Origin of the sequence: Prevotella scopos JCM 17725 (assembly GCF_018127785.1) — a bacterium.
Taxonomy (GTDB): domain Bacteria; phylum Bacteroidota; class Bacteroidia; order Bacteroidales; family Bacteroidaceae; genus Prevotella; species Prevotella scopos.
On sequence record NZ_CP072390.1, the window covers coordinates 368,420 to 385,290 of the forward strand.

The 16,871-nt window shown below is 42.4% G+C and carries 18 protein-coding genes; 14 read left to right on the forward strand and 4 right to left on the reverse strand.

Features of this window, described 5'->3' with window-relative positions; all coding sequences use genetic code 11:
• Nucleotides 1–129: 129 nt before the first annotated feature.
• Both J4856_RS06820 and J4856_RS06825 read left to right on the forward strand, forming a co-directional pair.
• Complete coding sequence (locus J4856_RS06820) at nt 130–966, forward strand: sulfite exporter TauE/SafE family protein (protein ID WP_025839982.1); 837 nt, start codon at nt 130–132, stop codon at nt 964–966.
• A 1-nt stretch (nt 967) separates the two neighbouring features.
• A complete protein-coding gene (locus J4856_RS06825; protein ID WP_025839983.1) occupies nt 968–1,354 on the forward strand; it encodes a DUF1634 domain-containing protein in 387 nt (128 codons plus the stop codon).
• Nucleotides 1,355–1,712: 358 nt separating this feature from the next.
• On the opposite strand, the gene J4856_RS06830 is transcribed toward J4856_RS06825, so the two are convergent.
• The 4 genes from J4856_RS06830 to J4856_RS06845 all read right to left on the reverse strand — a co-directional run bounded on the left by J4856_RS06830 (nt 1,713) and on the right by J4856_RS06845 (nt 7,941).
• On the reverse strand, nt 1,713–2,999 hold the full coding sequence (locus tag J4856_RS06830; protein WP_025839984.1) for a hypothetical protein: 1,287 nt from the start codon (nt 2,997–2,999) through the stop codon (nt 1,713–1,715).
• 14 nt (nt 3,000–3,013) lie between these two features.
• Entirely contained in the window at nt 3,014–4,894 is a 1,881-nt protein-coding gene (locus J4856_RS06835) for a TonB-dependent receptor domain-containing protein (protein WP_234967333.1), read from the reverse strand.
• A 170-nt stretch (nt 4,895–5,064) separates the two neighbouring features.
• A complete protein-coding gene (locus J4856_RS06840) occupies nt 5,065–6,945 on the reverse strand; it encodes an IS1634 family transposase (protein ID WP_065367839.1) in 1,881 nt (626 codons plus the stop codon).
• A 108-nt stretch (nt 6,946–7,053) separates the two neighbouring features.
• A complete protein-coding gene (locus J4856_RS06845) occupies nt 7,054–7,941 on the reverse strand; it encodes a TonB-dependent receptor plug domain-containing protein (protein ID WP_065367840.1) in 888 nt (295 codons plus the stop codon).
• Nucleotides 7,942–8,813: 872 nt separating this feature from the next.
• Here J4856_RS06845 and rpsL point away from each other — a divergent pair.
• The 12 genes from rpsL to rplP all read left to right on the forward strand — a co-directional run bounded on the left by rpsL (nt 8,814) and on the right by rplP (nt 16,869).
• On the forward strand, nt 8,814–9,197 hold the full coding sequence (gene rpsL, locus J4856_RS06850; protein ID WP_004335835.1) for a 30S ribosomal protein S12: 384 nt from the start codon (nt 8,814–8,816) through the stop codon (nt 9,195–9,197).
• 218 nt (nt 9,198–9,415) lie between these two features.
• Nucleotides 9,416–9,892: a 30S ribosomal protein S7 gene (gene rpsG / locus J4856_RS06855; protein ID WP_025837490.1), complete on the forward strand. Its 477-nt coding sequence runs from the start codon at nt 9,416–9,418 to the stop codon at nt 9,890–9,892.
• 27 nt (nt 9,893–9,919) lie between these two features.
• Nucleotides 9,920–12,037 carry an elongation factor G gene (fusA, locus tag J4856_RS06860; protein ID WP_065367841.1) on the forward strand — a complete coding sequence of 706 codons (2,118 nt, stop codon included), beginning with the start codon at nt 9,920–9,922 and terminating at the stop codon, nt 12,035–12,037.
• 87 nt (nt 12,038–12,124) lie between these two features.
• A complete protein-coding gene (gene rpsJ / locus J4856_RS06865) occupies nt 12,125–12,430 on the forward strand; it encodes a 30S ribosomal protein S10 (RefSeq protein WP_004352787.1) in 306 nt (101 codons plus the stop codon).
• 71 nt (nt 12,431–12,501) lie between these two features.
• Nucleotides 12,502–13,116 (forward strand): 50S ribosomal protein L3, encoded by a 615-nt coding sequence (gene rplC / locus J4856_RS06870; protein ID WP_025837493.1) that lies wholly within the window; start codon nt 12,502–12,504, stop codon nt 13,114–13,116.
• Nucleotides 13,116–13,745 carry a 50S ribosomal protein L4 gene (gene rplD, locus J4856_RS06875; protein ID WP_025837494.1) on the forward strand — a complete coding sequence of 210 codons (630 nt, stop codon included), beginning with the start codon at nt 13,116–13,118 and terminating at the stop codon, nt 13,743–13,745. The genes rplC and rplD overlap by 1 nt, the downstream gene beginning before the upstream one ends.
• A 22-nt stretch (nt 13,746–13,767) precedes the next feature.
• Nucleotides 13,768–14,112 (forward strand): 50S ribosomal protein L23, encoded by a 345-nt coding sequence (gene rplW / locus J4856_RS06880; RefSeq protein ID WP_025837496.1) that lies wholly within the window; start codon nt 13,768–13,770, stop codon nt 14,110–14,112.
• 7 nt (nt 14,113–14,119) lie between these two features.
• Complete coding sequence (gene rplB / locus J4856_RS06885) at nt 14,120–14,947, forward strand: 50S ribosomal protein L2 (protein ID WP_004361610.1); 828 nt, start codon at nt 14,120–14,122, stop codon at nt 14,945–14,947.
• 22 nt (nt 14,948–14,969) lie between these two features.
• The gene (rpsS, locus tag J4856_RS06890) at nt 14,970–15,239 is read left to right on the forward strand and encodes a 30S ribosomal protein S19 (protein WP_004361611.1); all 270 of its coding nucleotides are present in this window, start codon (nt 14,970–14,972) and stop codon (nt 15,237–15,239) included.
• A 36-nt stretch (nt 15,240–15,275) separates the two neighbouring features.
• On the forward strand, nt 15,276–15,689 hold the full coding sequence (rplV, locus tag J4856_RS06895) for a 50S ribosomal protein L22 (protein WP_065367842.1): 414 nt from the start codon (nt 15,276–15,278) through the stop codon (nt 15,687–15,689).
• An 8-nt stretch (nt 15,690–15,697) separates the two neighbouring features.
• Nucleotides 15,698–16,426: a 30S ribosomal protein S3 gene (rpsC, locus tag J4856_RS06900; RefSeq protein WP_025837499.1), complete on the forward strand. Its 729-nt coding sequence runs from the start codon at nt 15,698–15,700 to the stop codon at nt 16,424–16,426.
• A gap of 14 nt (nt 16,427–16,440) precedes the next feature.
• Complete coding sequence (gene rplP / locus J4856_RS06905) at nt 16,441–16,869, forward strand: 50S ribosomal protein L16 (RefSeq protein WP_004361613.1); 429 nt, start codon at nt 16,441–16,443, stop codon at nt 16,867–16,869.
• The last annotated feature ends 2 nt before the right edge of the window (nt 16,870–16,871 follow it).

Genomic DNA, 16,871 nt, shown 5'->3' on the forward strand with positions numbered 1-16,871 from the left:
AGCATGATAAATGTACTTCTTTTGGTCAATGGTGTTTCTTTGTTTTTAGATAAGGCTTAGTTTAATTTCTTAAAAAAGCTATCTACAATCGAAATATTTGCTTACTTTTGCATTCAAAATTAAATCTCAATGAGTATTATTGTATTTACTATTCTTTTATTGTTAGGTGCCTATTGTGCAGGTTTACTGGGTTCCTTGACTGGATTAGGTGGAGGCGTTATTGTTATTCCTCTTCTTACCTTATGTTTTGGCATTGACTTTCATTATGCAATCGGAGCAGCTTTGGTAGCTTCTATTGCTACATCTTCGGGGTCGGCGAGCGCGTATGTGAAAGAAGGTATGACCAACATTCGTTTGGGTATGTTCCTTGAAATAGCAACGAGTATAGGTGCTGTCTTGGGTGCCGCGGTAGCTTTATGGATGCCAACGAATGCCATTGCTATTGTCTTCGGTGCGGTCTTACTCCTTACAATAGCATTGCAGTTTCGCCAGAAGACCGATTATGTGGATGTGAAAGGGAGTCGGTTGGCTATGAAATTAAAACTGTTTGGTTCTTATCCTACTAAAGATGGTAAACAGCAAAAGTATGAGTTGACCAATGTTACAGGAGGTTTCTCTGTAATGGTTCTTGCTGGTGCTTTATCTGGACTATTAGGTATTGGTAGTGGCGCATTAAAGGTATTAGCAATGGATGGGTGCATGAAAGTCCCGTTTAAGGTAAGTACAACTACAAGTAATTTCATGATTGGTGTTACAGCTGTAACGTCTGCTGTTGTTTATCTTCAGCGTGGATATGTTGAACCAGGTATTGCCTTTCCAATAATGGTTGGCGTGTTAGCTGGTGCAATGAGTGGTGCAAAGTTACTGAAGCGTTTAGATGTGAGGCTATTGAGAAAGATTTTTGCTGTGGCTATTTTGTTGGCTGCTTTAAATATGATATATAATGGTATAATAGGTAAGTTCTGATATGGAAAGTAGTTCAAACTCAAAGAATAATATGAATGCTCTGATTGGCAATACCTTGCGCATTGGAGTCTTTACAGCATGTCTAATCGCCTTGATAGGAGGTATTTGGTATCTTGTTACCTCTTCTGATTCTACCTTGCCCGATTATAGTGAATTCCATAAGGGAGATATTAGTTATACCACGTTTGAGGGAATCTTTAAGTCGGTTCTATCGTTCTCAGCTGCAGGTTGGGTACAATTGGGGGTTATTGTCCTTATGCTTACACCAGTAATGCGTGTTGTGCTCTCGTTGGTTGATTTTAGTATTCAGCGCGACTGGCTTTATGTAGTCATTACAGGTATAGTTCTTTTTATTATTATCATGAACTCTCTTGTAGGTGTTGGCTAATCGATGTTAAATGACTAAAGTTTTCCACTCCTCTATTTCATGGCTATTCTAACTAAATTGCTTTGTGAACACCTATGAGCGTGGACCATTAACGCTTGCTTAAAATATGTCCACTGTTGTGAGCTTTTCTTGATACCTGTCTTCCAATGCGTTGACTATAATATCGAAGTTGTTCTGCATTTATTTTAAGCCAACTTTTTTAGAGTGGAATATTGTATTAAGGAATAGTTCTCATCTCTTTCAAACACAATAAGCATTTACATATTTAACGGAACGACCCTAAAAGATGCTTGTCTAATAGCAAAAAACGGACACACAAATTGTGCGTCCGTTGTGGGTAAAAAGGGTGTTCCAATCCTTATAATCTTTGGCTTTGCAATTCTTTCTCGGGCATTGGTAACCACTTGATTTTACGGCTTGCCCAAGTTGTTGCGGCAGTACCTTGTTCCAGTCCGCGACGGATATCCGCTGTGCGCTCACCACGGAAAGCAAGGAAGATGCGACGCAACTCGGCTATTTGAGCGAGGGTAGGGGCGGTTGAAAGTTGACTTGCAGCGTCATACTTGCCAATGACCTTATTAACCTCTGTCATTGCATCACCCGTCATAACACCTCTTTCAATGAGCTCAGCCTTGATAAGATGGATGTCATCATCGTTTGAGAGTATCATAGAACCCTTTCTTGTTAGCGCTGACGCATAGATATTATAACGATTCGGGTTCTTCTTATCTACACTTGCGTGCGCTAATGGTAAAGCTTTCTTATCGGCAGAGGTAGTTCTTGCTGCCTCCAAAGAAGGGCTTACCTGCACGTCACGACTATTAGGACCGATAGCACTGTAAAGTGGGTTGTCTGCACCATCGTTGTTATAGATTACCTCCACTGTTTCACCATCCTTCAATGCACCTTCTACGAAAGTCTTAGCGTCTGCGTATTGTCCACGATGCATAGCCAGTTTTAGTTCGTAAGTTTTTACTTGTCGGATAGCTGCGTCTTGGTCAAAGCCCTTGAAGGACTTTAGTGCATCAGACTTTGCAGCTTTCTCTGCAGCTTCATATTGCTCCTTAGCTTTGTTTAGTAATGTCTCGTGCGAAACAACAGCCTTATTCAGGATAACAGAACCTCCTTCTGCTGCAGGGGTCGTGGAGAAAGACTCTGCAAGCAACTGAAGAGCGTAACCGGCATGGAGATGTCCAACGTAGTTACCATATGCTTTTACAATCTCTGTCTGCTCTGCATTTGTTCCTGTTATCTGTCCTGCTATCTCTGTTAGTTCAATACTGCGTGCATAATAGTTATGGATTTTATTCCATAGATCATTCTGAGTTCCCGAAGTTGGGGTGAGGTTGTCAGTTGCTATCTGACGATATAGGAGTGCATTAGGAATCGTTCCTTCGGTCAATTCGTCAACGGTTGTACCCAAAGCGAGGAAGGCTGCAGCAGAGGCATCGCCTTGAAGCGTCTTTACGTAGGCTACCAACGGACCATCAGTAATACTATTGCTTTGAACATTAGCAACCATTGCCGATTTATTCAGTTGGTCTCTTGTAAGTGTATTACTTGGTGTTTCCGCATTTTCTACCCATGAATCACAACTTGCGAATAGTATAGAAAGGGCGAGAATAGCATATATTGATTTTTTCATTTTAACGTCTTCTTTTATAATGTGAAACTTAATGTTGCTGTGTATGTACGTGGATGCGGTGTATTGGTGATGTCACGTGATAGGCTTCCAATACCTCTCTGCTTACGATTTCCACCATTGCCTTCTACTTGTGGGTCAGCACCAGAGTAGTTGGTAAGGACAAATACATTTTGTATTGCGAAAGAGAAACGCATTCCATTGACAACGTTTCGTGTCCACTTACGTGAGAGTGATGATAGGTCATAACCTAAGTAGAGGGTTGACAAGCGGAGGAAGTTAGCTTTCTCAATGTAGTTAGCTCTGAATCGTGCGCTGCGAGCGAGTTCCTCTGCAATTTGGTTATATTCAGTAGTACCTACGGTAGCATTAGTGAGAGCCTGCAACTGGTCGTTACGCTTTTTCAAGTTGTCGCCCAAACCAGATACATTATAGAAGCTTTGGTTATAGACAGATGCCCCCAAAGCATAATTCCACTTTGTACCGAAGGTGAAATGGCTGAAGAGTTTTAGGTCGAAACCAAACGAACCATTAACAGATGGGAATGGCTTACCAAGATACTGATAGTCATCACTCTCTATTGCACCTATTTTTGGGTTGTATGTTCCATCTGCATTAAATGCTGGCTTCTCAACAGTGTGATAATAGAAAGCATAGACAGGTTGCCCCACTTTTACAACGTTCGGATAGTTGTTGATATCCTTTCCGCCAGTATCAGTTACTTTGTTTGCCTGATAATTAAGGTTTGCATATACGTCAAGAGAATGACGATTTGCCTGTTTCCAGAGGTTACCATTATAACTGAACTCTATACCATGCCCCTTAATGCGTCCTACGTTACGTGGAACGCTTCCAATCCAGCCATCGCTTGACAGAAGGTCGTCGTAGATGATGGCATCAGTAGTGTACTGTGCATATAGCGTAAGTGCTAATGTATGTCTGTTACGGATAGTCCAATCTGTACCTAATTCAATTTCTCTCATACGCTCTGGCTTGATATCAGGGTTGCCTTTGTACTGAGGTTTAACAATTGGGCCATAAGCACTGATTCCGTCCATGACGTAAGATGTGCGGGCGTCTGTAGGGTAGGGAAGTCGTCCACTTTCACCATAGGCAACACGGAATTTCTTATTCTTCAGATTATAGGATGCACTCAAAGAAGGATAATAGATGCTTGCCACATTACTACCAATGAGGTTGGATGCGTCACGTCTTACCCCCGCATTGATAAACAAACGATTGTCATAATTAACGAATGCTTCGCCATAAAGACCCCATGTGCGTTGCTCGAAAGTTGACTCAGATATAGTACGTTCTGTAGCAGCTGAGATATTATCGATATCACTTCTGAAACGTGAAGCCGAGATGCTGTTCAGTGTTTCATATTGACGTACAATCTGTGAGAGCAGGGTTGCTGTGAAATCCCATTTGTCAGCAAGATGGAACTTACGAGTAGCCTTTATGTCCCAGTTGAAGTTAGAGTTTCTACGATTGCTAATATTTTTAGCACCCTCAGCATTGTTTCCTAACTTGTAACCGAAAGGCAAGCGATAGATTCCCTCTGTATGGTTTACGTCTGCGCCAATGATTGTCTCAATCTTTACGTCTGCTGGAAGCATATAGCTCAGATGGAGGTTACCGATGAAACGGTCATTTCCGTAGGTCCAGCTCTGTGCTCGCCATGTGCTCTCGTCAACGTATGGCCATGGTGTCTGATTAATCATTAAGTTCCATATTGCATCATATCTACCCATTGCAGTTTGTGGAAGACTGATGTTACCATGAATATACGATGCGGTAGCGCCGAGTGAGAAACGACCGGAACGAAGGTCGTATGCCATCTTTGTGCTATGTCGTTTATCCTTGTTGCCTGGAATAATACCTGCTACATCATTCATGTTATATGAGAAAAAGAGATTCTGATTTCCCTTGAATGCTTTTGAGACTGAAGCATAGATGTTTTTTTGCCAACCCGTTTGGAAGAAGTTGTTAATCGGGTCGTTGTTAACCCAAGTTTAACCCCCACTTTCGCCTATTTCTTGCAGTCACCGTACTCTCCTCGTTTTTCTTATGGACTCTGTGTCCTACAAATTTTATTCTTTTTGTATGGTGAGTGTTTTAAGTTCAACTTATCGTATATCTGTTTTGCTTGCTTCGAAGGACTACTACATTGGCGCATCTCGATGTTCTCACCTAATGGATTTTTCCCTTTTGTTGTGACGAGCTTCTGGGTGCTCATACGTCGTACAATCTCAGTCCAGTAACAGGATTCTCCTTCTCGTTTTAATTGACAGCGGATGGTGTTTACCACCCAATAGGCTAATAAACCGAAGAAGAGGTGTGCGTCGCTTCGCTCATCTTTCTGATGATAGATAGGACGGAGGTTGAGGTCATTCTTAAGTTGCCTGTTCGTGCATTCTATCTCACGAATGAGATTGTAGTATTCCCATGTCACACGCTCAGAAAGTGTCCTGACATTGCTGCGGAGGAAGTAGACTCCGTGACCGGACTCCATTGCAGAGAGGTCTTTTATCTCCCAGTCTACGCGCAGCATCTGCTTGGGTTTCTTCTCATCTTTTATGTAGCTTATCTGATAGAACTTCGCTATAGATGGGTACTTCTGTATGGCACGTCCTGTACGTTCAACAACCTTTTCATAGGTTTTTGTTCCACCTTTCTTGGAGATTCCATCGTTTATTCTCTTCAGTTCCATCTCAAAACGCTCTCTCCAGACCCTGTTCATAGACGACTCTGTCATAGCTTTCGAAGGAGATGTTATTTCGAGATAATAATCCTTGTCATCTTCTGTCTTAACCTCTTTCAGCGTTATTTTCTGCCGACGGGCATCCATTACCGTAACACTCTTGTTATCATCACTGAGCGTATAGTCCTTCATCTTTGTACGGGATACGCAGAGATAATTGTAACCTTTTCTTTTGATCAGCTCCAAGTTCTCTTCCGTGGCAACACCTGCATCCATGACAACGAGCGTATCTTTTGTCCGTGATGGATTCCTCTTTGCTAACGTATCAATCATATTGGGCAGAGACTTAGGGTCTGCTGTATTACCCTCCAAGATAGAAGAATAACGTATAAAACCTTCTTTATTGATACATAGTGCAAGTACAAGTAGCTTACAGTCAGAGCGTTTTTCTTTTGATCGGCCGAACTTGGCCTTGTTGCTGTTACGCTTGCTGCCCTCGAAATAGAAGTTGGTTAAGTCGAAGAGCATCAACTTGTTGTCTATATTAAAGAGATCGTCAGTAACGTTGCACAGATGACGCTCTAACTGTTCCTTTAGTTCATATAATTTGTCAGTGACTTTATACAGAGAATTGATTCCTGGTGTCCAGCCAGGAACTCCACTATAAAGTTCACCAGCAGCCGAGTTATCACGCAAATAATAATAAGACGAACGTTCAGAAACAGCATATACTGTGCGAACAATCAATGCTGACAAAGCTGTGTGTATTGTATTCTCCGTCCAGCCGTTTTTGCGCAGGAAACCCTCTAATTGCAGTTTGTCTATCGTCTGCTTGCAGAGCCACTCAGCACCGACATTCCTTGCGTCAGTATATTTTGCCGTCTCAAGGTCAACGTAGTTCTCATATTTTCTCAGCGACTTCTGCTCTTCCTTGTTAAACCTATCAATTCCACCTTCGTTCTCCATACGGCTCCACCATTCATCAGCCTTTACCTGTTCAATAGGAGTAAGTCCGTCAAGATGTTCCTTGAAAAGCGAGGGTGTACTTCTGTTTTTGAAGCGTTCGGTAAGTGCGTATGCAATTTTTCGAACCTGTACGGCTGTAAGTGAAGGCTCGAACCCGATGTTCAACAGAATTAGCGAATGTACATGACCCTGCACGTCACGATATGACTCCTTGATGCGATAATAAGGAGCCATGTCGCCTGTTGCAGGGTTGAATCGTGTCTGTACATTTGCGTGCATGAGTGCAAAGTAACAAAATAATTTTGATATGACGGTGTCCTACAAATCAGATTTTACTCCTCGTTACAATACCCTATGCCTGATTTTCAATTATTTATGAAATTAATACTACATAAAACATCCCGAAAATTTATGAAAAATATTTTTACCGGTTAAACTTGGGTTAACAAACTGATCATATTTTCTTGCGAGTGTAGCAGCACCTAATGACATCTTAACTTGTATGTCTGCTTTTCTGTTCTCTGCATTATTGGTCTTACCTCTTTTGGTTGTGATAACAATAACACCATTGGCTGCCTCTGCTCCATAGCTGGCAGCAGCAGATGGACCTTTAATGACATCAATCGTGGCGATGTCATCAATGGCTAAGTCATTCAGAGCACTTAAAGCATCCTGAGAACTATTAATGTCAGAGATGTTGGAATTGTTATATTTCACGCCATCAACATAGATGATAGGGTCGCGCTCCATACTCATCGTTGCACCACTTCGCATGTTAAAGCGGATTGGCATGCCGACTTTACCATTGCTTTGATACATCTGTACGCCACCAATTTTGCCATCAAGAATGTCACTGAGTGAATTAGTGTGAGCATTCTTGCTGAGATTTGTGACGTCAATGTGATCGACTTTACTACCAAGTGCTTTCTGGCTACGTGCACTAGAGATACTTGCCGTAACCAGCACTTCTTTAAGGTCAATGCCAGGGATGAGACTGATGGTTGACTGTTCTTTTAGCGATTGTGCCTTAATGTTTTGTTCCTTAAAACCAATGTAACTAATATAGAGAGTTTGGTCATCGTTTGTGTTTAATGAGAAATAACCATCTTCGTTGGTTACCGCTTCAACTCCTTTATTGCCTCTTACAACAGCACCAATGATGGGTTCTCCTGTATCTTTATTTATAACACACGCCTTGTACGTTGTCTGCGCACTTAGGTTGACAGCATACGCTATCGATAATAGGGCTAAGCTCCTCTTAATGTTTTGTATCATGAATTTTTATTGTTATCCCACTTAGGGTTTAATACTTTATGGCTACATTATATAATGTGTAGCTTTTTTTGTGGCGCAAAGGTATCTCTTTTAAATTAATAACACAATACCTAAAAAGTGTGATTTTGTTTGTTTGCTTGTCCGTTATTGCTAATTAATTATATTACTCATTATGTTTGTTTGCTCTAGTCAAAGAGTTTGAATGGTTTTAGGTTCTTTGTGTATGCATTGTTAGTGTATGATTACCTTTATGCGATGATGTGATTAGGTTTAGTATGTTTGGTGCGGGTGCTGAACACATGTGGTGCGGATACTTAGCACATGTGGTGCGGATGGTATGCATCAAGTGTGTTGAGGCCGTAACTCATAAAGGGATATAGATTACTTGGGAGGAGTTGTTCGTAAAGTGTTGTGAGGAAAAGGATTATCAGGATATTAATTCCCTTATCAGAAGAGTTAGGAATCTTAATTTTGAAAAATTATTTTAGCTGTTATGCCGATTTTTTAGTTGACAATCGTCGATTCTTTTTATAGACAAATATGAGTTATTTATCTTTTTTCATTTTCCATTTTAGTCTATTTTTATCCAAAGTTGGCTGGGTGAAAGCCTCTGTGCTATTAAATTTAAGCTGTAAATGGTAATAGAATAGGCTGTTTGAAGTGTTAAATAACAAATAAAAAGTTATTTATTGTTAATGTTGGTAGTTTGAAAGAGTATTCCTTTTCGTATTATTAGGTCGTTTAATGGAATATTTGTACCTTTGCAAACCGAAACAACAGAGTGAATTATGTCGCTTTTAGTACGTCTCACTTATGTTTGTAATGGATTGAAAATAAACAAAATAAATATATAACAATAAAAAAGTAAAATTATGCCTACTATTTCACAATTAGTAAGAAAAGGCAGAAAGGACATCGTTGACAAGAGCAAGTCACCGGCTTTGGACAATTGTCCACAGCGTCGTGGTGTTTGTGTTCGTGTTTACACAACGACTCCTAAGAAGCCTAATTCGGCAATGCGTAAGGTTGCCCGTGTTCGTTTGACCAACCAGAAAGAAGTTAACTCTTATATTCCAGGAGAGGGTCACAACTTGCAGGAGCACAGTATTGTTCTTGTTCGTGGTGGTCGTGTTAAGGATCTTCCTGGTGTACGTTATCACATCGTTCGTGGTACTCTTGATACTGCCGGTGTTGCTAATCGTACACAGCGTCGTTCTAAGTACGGTGCTAAGCGTCCAAAGGCAGCTAAGAAGTAATATCTGCGTTGCCTAGAGGCAGCAAAAGATACTTCAATCCATAAAGCCGAGGTGCAACGGCCGGTGATGGTCGATGCTCCAAGGCTCTTTCAAAGAAAAAACTAAAAACAAACAGTTTTGCTGGAGATTTGTAATCACAAAGGTTGAGTAAATGCTCTAGAGAGGGCGTTGAAGAACGAAAGACGACAGCCTCCGCAGAATTAAAGTTTAAAATTAAAATGAGAAAAGCAAAACCAAAGAAGCGTTTAATCCTTCCAGATCCAAAGTTTAATGATCAGAAGGTGTCAAAGTTCGTGAATCACTTGATGTATGATGGTAAGAAGAATACCTCATACGAGATTTTCTATGCAGCCCTTGATATCGTGGGTGGCAAGATGAAGGATGAAGAGAAGTCTCCACTCGAAGTGTGGAAGCAGGCTCTTGATAACATCACTCCACAGGTAGAGGTGAAGAGCCGCCGTATCGGTGGTGCAACATTCCAGGTGCCAACAGAGATTCGCCCAGATCGTAAGGAGAGTGTTTCAATGAAGAATATGATTGCTTTTGCACGTAAGCGTGGTGGTAAGAGTATGGCTGATAAGCTTGCTTCTGAGATTATTGACGCTTTCAATAACCAAGGTGGTGCTTACAAGCGTAAGGAAGATATGCACCGCATGGCTGAGGCTAACCGTGCATTTGCTCACTTCAGATTCTAATCAAGTTATTATAATAAGGTAAAAGAAATGGCAAATCACGATTTACATTTGACGCGTAATATCGGTATTATGGCACACATCGATGCCGGTAAGACGACTACATCTGAACGTATTCTTTTTTATACAGGTAAGACTCACAAGATTGGTGAGGTTCATGATGGTGCTGCTACCATGGACTGGATGGCACAGGAGCAGGAGCGTGGTATCACTATTACATCTGCTGCTACAACATGTAACTGGAATTATCTTGGCAAGTCTTATAAGATTAACTTGATTGATACTCCGGGACACGTTGACTTTACTGCTGAGGTAGAGCGTTCACTGCGTGTTCTAGATGGTGCTGTTGCTACTTATTCTGCAGCTGATGGTGTACAGCCACAGTCTGAGACTGTATGGCGCCAGGCTGATAAGTATAACGTACCACGTATTGGTTATGTAAACAAGATGGACCGTTCTGGTGCTGACTTCTATGAGACGGTGCAGCAGATGAAGGATATCCTTGGTGCTAACCCAATCGCAATTCAGATTCCTATTGGTGCAGAGGAGAACTTCAAAGGTGTTGTTGACCTAATCAAGATGAAGGCTATCTTGTGGCACGATGAGACAATGGGTGCTCAGTATGATGTTGAAGATATCCCAGCTGACCTCGCTGATGAGGCTGCTGAATGGCGCGAGAAACTTCTTGAGGGTGCTGCAAACTTCGACGATGAGTTGATGGAGATGTACCTTGAAGGTCAAGACATTCCTGAGGATAAGCTTATTGCTGCTATCCGTAAGGGTTGTATCTCTATGGAGTGCTGCCCAATGCTTCTCGGTTCTTCATATAAGAATAAGGGCGTACAGCCACTTCTCGACTATGTTTGTGCTTTCTTGCCTTCACCATTGGATACACCAGCTATCGTAGGTATCAATCCTGATACTGATGAGGAAGAGTCACGTAAGCCAAGCGAGAGTGAGCCTACAGCTGCTTTGGCATTTAAGATTGCTACTGACCCATTCATGGGGCGTTTGGTATTCTTCCGTGTTTACTCAGGTAAGGTTGCTGCTGGTTCCTACGTTTACAATACACGCTCTGGCAAGAAGGAGCGTATCAGCCGTCTGTTCCAGATGAACTCTAATAAGGAAATCCCTATGGAGTCTATCGACGCAGGTGATATCGGTGCTGGTGTAGGTTTCAAGGATATTCGTACTGGTGATACTCTCTGCGACGAGAATGCCCCAATCATCCTTGAGTCTATCACCTTCCCTGATACTGTGATCTCTATTGCAGTAGAGCCTAAGAGTCAGGCTGATGTTGCTAAGCTTGACAATGGTCTTGCTAAGCTCGCTGAAGAGGATCCAACCTTCACAGTTCGTACTGATGAGCAGAGCGGTCAGACCATTATCTCTGGTATGGGTGAGCTTCACCTTGATATTATTATTGACCGTTTGAAGCGTGAGTTCAAGGTTGAGTGTAACCAGGGTAAGCCACAGGTTAACTACAAAGAGGCTATTACTAAGGCTGCTCAGAGCCGTGAGACTTATAAGAAGCAGTCTGGTGGTCGTGGTAAGTTTGCTTGTATCGACGTAACTATCGAGCCTAAGGACGAGGATTATGAGGAGGGCGACTTGCAGTTTATCAATGTAGTTAAGGGTGGTAACGTACCTAAGGAATTCATCCCTGCAGTAGAGAAGGGATTCAAGGATTGTCTTGGCAATGGTGTACTCGGTGGCTTCCCATTGACTGGTCTTAAGGTTACATTAACGGATGGTTCTTTCCACCCAGTTGACTCAGACCAGTTGTCATTCGAACTTGTAGCTCATCAGGCATTCAAGGTTCTTTGCCCTAAGGCAGGTCCTGTTCTTATGGAGCCTATCATGAAGGTGGAGGTTGTTACTCCAGAGGAGAACATGGGTGATGTTATCGGTGACTTGAACAAGCGTCGTGGTCTTGTTCAGGGTATGGAAGAGGCACGAAGCGGTGCCCGTATCGTTAAGGCTATGGTTCCATTAGCTGAGATGTTTGGTTACGTAACTGCTCTTCGTACAATTACCTCAGGTCGTGCTACTTCTTCAATGGAGTATGATCACCACTCACCAGTATCAAGCACTCTCGCTAAGGAGATTCTTGATGAGTTGAAGGGTAATTCAGGTCTCGTTAAATAAATAATATAAGGCAATGCTCTCTCATAGCGAATGACTCTTATGGGAGAGCAACCTTTTTGAATATCAATAATAAACAATAAATTAAACATGAGTCAGAAGATTCGTATTAAGCTGAAGTCTTACGACCACCAGTTGGTTGACAAGTCAGCAGAGAAGATTGTGAAGGCTGTTAAGGCTACAGGCGCTATCGTTAGCGGTCCTATTCCATTGCCAACACACAAGCGTATTTACACTGTAAACCGCTCTACATTCGTTAACAAGAAGTCACGTGAGCAGTTCCAGCTCTCAGATTTCAAGCGCCTTATCGACATTTATAGCTCTACAGCAAAGACTGTTGACGCTTTGATGAAGCTTGAATTGCCTTCAGGTGTAGAGGTAGAGATTAAGGTGTAGTCAACTGTTGACAAATAAGAATCAAATTAATACAAAAAGCATTTACATTCATTTTAAAATCATTAATTGAAATGCCAGGATTATTAGGAAAGAAAATCGGAATGACATCCGTTTTCAGTGCCGACGGTAAGAACGTACCGTGCACTGTTATCGAAGCTGGTCCTTGTGTTGTAACCCAGGTTAAAACCATAGAAAAAGATGGTTACAAGGCTGTTCAGTTAGGTTTCGGCGAAGCTAAGGAGAAGAGAACTTCTAAGCCACAGCAGGGACACTTTAAGAAAGCCGGCACAACACCAAAGAAGCACTTGGCCGAGTTCAAGTTTGACGAGGAGTATAACCTCGGTGACACTATTACTGTTGAATTGTTCAGCAATGAAAAGTTCGTTGACGTTGTAGGTACATCTAAGGGTAAAGGTTTCCAGGGTGTTGTTAAACGTCACGGATTCGGTGGTGTAGGTCAATCTACTCACGGTCAGGATGACCGCGCTCGTAAGCCGGGTTCTATCGGTGCTTGTTCTTACCCAGCTAAGGTGTTCAAGGGCATGCGAATGGGCGGCCAGATGGGAGGCGACAGAGTTACAACTCAGAACCTTCAGGTGTTAAAGGTTATTCCAGAGCACAATCTTATCCTTGTTAAGGGTAGTGTTGCTGGATGTAATGGTTCAACCGTAATAATTAAGAAGTAATGGATATTAACGTATTAGATATCAAAGGTCAGGAGACCGGCCGCAAGGTAACTCTTAACGAGAATATCTTCGGTATTGAGCCAAACGATCACGTCCTCTATCTCGCAGTTAAGCAGTATCTCGCTGATCAGCGTCAGGGTACAGCTAAGTCTAAAGAAAGAAGTGAGCATGCAGGTTCTACTCGTAAGTTGGGTCGCCAAAAAGGCGGCGGTGGTGCTCGTCGTGGTGATATCAATTCTCCAGTCCTCGTAGGTGGTGGACGTGTGTTTGGTCCTAAGCCACGTGATTACAGCTTCAAGCTGAACAAGAAGGTTAAGGTACTTGCTCGTAAGTCTGCTTTGGCTTATAAGGCACAAGATAATGCTATCGTAGTTGTTGAAGATTTCAACCTTGATGCTCCTAAGACTAAAGATTTTGTAAACATTGCTAAAAATCTTAAAGTTGACGGCAAGAAAGTCCTTCTTGTTTTGCCAAAAGTAGAGAAAAACGTATATTTGTCAACTCGTAATCTACAGAAGGCTGAGGTTATGACTGCTGCTCAGGTTAATTCATACAAAGTTTTGAATGCTGACGTAGTAGTTGTTACTGAGAACTCTCTGAAGGTTATCGACGAAATCTTAACCAAGTAATAATTAGGAGACAAGAAGAATTATGGGATTTATCATTAAACCAATGGTCACTGAGAAGATGACCAAGTTGACAGACAAGTCTTCTGAGGATAAGGTTGTAAAGCACAGGGGTGAAAAGAAAACTATTTTGGCTCAGCCAAAGTATGGTTTCATCGTTAAGCCTGAGGCCAACAAACTTGAGATTAAGAAAGAAGTTGAGGCTTTGTACAACGTTACAGTAGTAGATGTGAATACGATTCGTTACGCTGGTAAACGTCAGGCACGTTATACCAAAGCGGGTCTCGTTAAGGGACAGAAGAACGCATTCAAGAAGGCTATCGTCACTTTGAAGAATGGCGATTCAATCGATTTTTATAGCAATATTTAAATAAAAAATGGCAGTACGTAAATTAAACCCGGTTACACCGGGACAAAGACACAAGGTTATTGGCACGTTCGAGGATATTACTGCATCCGTGCCAGAGAAGTCTCTCGTTTACGGTAAACGTTCTACCGGTGGTCGAAACAACACCGGTAAGATGACTGTTCGCTACATGGGCGGTGGTCACAAGAAGAAGTATCGTCTTATTGACTTCAAGCGAGAGAAAGATGGTGTTCCAGCTGTAGTGAAGACAATCGAGTATGATCCAAACAGATCAGCTCGTATTGCGCTGTTATACTATGCTGATGGTGAAAAACGTTACATTATTGCTCCTAACGGACTGCAGGTCGGTGCAACACTAATGTCTGGTGCTGAGGCAGCACCAGAGGTTGGTAACGCACTTCCTTTGGCTAACATTCCTGTTGGTACTGTAATTCATAACATTGAGTTACGTCCAGGTCAGGGTGCATTGCTCGTTCGTTCGGCTGGTAACTTTGCTCAGCTTACTTCTCGTGAAGGCAGTTATTGTGTTATCAAGCTCCCTTCTGGTGAAACACGCCAGATTTTGTCAGCTTGTAAGGCAACTGTAGGTAGTGTAGGTAATTCTGATCACGCACTTGAGCAGTCTGGTAAGGCTGGTCGCTCTCGCTGGTTGGGACGTCGTCCACACAACCGTGGTGTTGTTATGAACCCTGTTGATCACCCAATGGGTGGTGGTGAAGGTCGCCAGTCTGGTGGTCACCCACGTTCACGTAAGGGCTTGTACGCTAAGGGTCTTAAGACTCGTGCACCTAAGAAGCTTTCAAACAAGTACATTATTGAGAGAGCTAACAAGAAGTAATCAAAGTAATTAAGAGTAAATTATGAGTCGTTCATTAAAAAAAGGTCCATACATCAACGTATCACTCGAGAAGAAGATTCTTGCTATGAATGAGAGTGGTAAGCAGAATGTAGTTAAGACATGGGCCAGAGCATCAATGATTTCCCCTGATTTTGTGGGTCACACTGTTGCAGTTCATAACGGAAATAAATTTATCCCTGTTTACATTACTGAGAACATGGTAGGTCACAAGCTCGGAGAGTTCAGCCCTACACGCCGTTTCGGTGGTCACTCTGGTAATAATAAGAGGTAAGCAGGTCATAATCCATTTAGAAAATAGAAAAATATAATGGGAGCAAGAAAACGTATAAAGGCTGAAGCTCGTAAAGAAGCTTTGAGAAGCCAGTATTTTGCAAAGCTCAAGGACTGTCCTTCTTCTCCACGTAAGATGCGCTATGTAGTTGACATGGTCCGTGGTATGGAGGTCAATCGTGCCCTTGGCGTGCTAAGATTCTCCAAGAAAGCAGCTGCTCAGAACGTTGAGAAACTTCTGCGTTCAGCTATCAACAACTGGGAGACAAAGAATGACCGCAAGGCTGAAGACGGTGAACTTTATATCTCTAAGATCTTCGTAGATGAAGGCGTTACAATGAAGCGCATGCGTCCTGCACCACAGGGCCGTGGCTACAGAATCCGCAAACGTTCTAACCACGTCACTCTCTTTGTTAACTCAAAGAATGACGCTAATAATGATGATAAATAAATAGTAGAATGGGACAGAAAGTTAATCCAATTAGCAACCGTCTTGGTATCATCCGCGGTTGGGAATCAAATTGGTTCGGTGGCAAAAACTTCGGGGATAATCTCGTAGAGGATCGTAAGATTCGTACTTACCTGAACAAGCGTTTGGAAAAAGCAAGCGTATCCCGTATTGTCATTGAGCGCACATTGAAGCTCGTCACCATTACTATTTGCACCGCTCGTCCGGGTATCGTTATCGGTAAAGGTGGTCAGGATGTTGATAAGCTTAAAGAAGAGTTGAAGAACCTTTTCAAGAAGGAGATTCAGATTAATATCTTCGAGGTTAAGAAACCTGAACTTGATGCTAACATCGTTGGTAACAATATCGCTCGCCAGGTAGAAGGTAAGATTGCTTACCGTCGTGCTATCAAGATGGCTATTGCCAACACAATGCGTGCTGGTGCTGAGGGTATAAAAATTCAAATTACAGGTCGTCTGAATGGTGCCGAAATGGCTCGTAAGGAAATGTTCAAAGAGGGTCGTACTCCTCTGCATACATTCCGTGCAGACATCGATTATTGTCAGACAGAAGCCCTTACAAAGGTTGGTTTGCTGGGTATTAAGGTATGGATTTGCCGTGGTGAAGTTTACAACAAGGTAGATCTCACTCCTAACTTTACTCAGGAGAAGAACAATGGCCGTTCTAACAATGGTGGCCGTTCTGGAAGAGGTAATCGTAGAAGAAACAATAACCGTTAAAAGAAGAAGCTAACATGTTACAGCCAAAAAGAGTAAAATATAGAAGACCTCAAGACGGACGTGGCAATAAAGGCAACGCCCACAGAGGTACACAATTGGCTTTCGGCTCATTCGGCATCAAGACACTTGAGGCTAAGTGGATCGACAGCCGTCAGATTGAGGCCGCTCGTATAGCAGTAAACCGCTATATGAACCGTCAGGGCCAGGTCTGGATTCGCATCTTCCCTGATAAGCCAATCACACGTAAGCCTGCCGATGTTCGTATGGGTAAGGGTAAGGGTGATCCTGCAGGATGGGTTGCACCAGTTACCCCAGGTCGTGTTCTCTTTGAAGTAGAAGGCGTAAGCTTTGATATCGCAAAGGAGGCTCTCCGCCTCGCTGCACAGAAGCTGCCTGTTAAGACAAAGTTTATTGTTAGACGTGATTTCGATAAAAACGCTTAAGA